We start from the raw sequence: 490 nt of genomic DNA on the forward strand, positions 1-490 counted from the left end.
CTGGTGGGCCACCCCCAGCCAGGGGCGCCCGCTGGCGTCCTTCCACGTCGCGAGCGCCGACGGCCCGTCCCCCACCGTCAGCGCCTCCACGCGGCCCGACTCGACATCCAGCGCGAACACCGTGTCAGTGGGCGGCGACGCGACGAAGAGCGTGCGCCCGTCCGGGGCCAGCGCCATCGCCATCAGGTCCGGGAAGGCCGCGTCGTTGACCACCGTGAGCCGCGCACTGCCCGTGGGCCTGGGGTCGGTGCTCGCGGCCAGCGACAGCTGCACGTCCGTCTGGAACGTGCCCTGAGGGAGCGTGAGGTCCGCGGGGAGCCTCGCGTAGGCGTGGCGCCCGTCCGCCACCGTGAGCGGTACCTCGCGCGACAGGGGCGCGCCCAGCACCAGCCGCAGGCCCGGCACCAGGTTCTCACCGTAGAGCGAGAGCGGCTGCGAGGTCTGGTTGCTGGTCAGCTTCGGTCCCACGGCCTGAAGGATGGGCCGTGGT

Annotated in this window: 1 pseudogene; it reads right to left on the reverse strand. The window is 73.9% G+C overall.

Going from position 1 to position 490, the window contains the following annotated elements:
- Positions 1 to 490: pseudogene (locus D7W79_RS42690) on the reverse strand (MtsA protein); the annotation flags it as partial.

The organism is Corallococcus exercitus (assembly GCF_003611585.1).
In the GTDB taxonomy this organism is placed as follows: Bacteria; Myxococcota; Myxococcia; order Myxococcales; family Myxococcaceae; genus Corallococcus; species Corallococcus exercitus.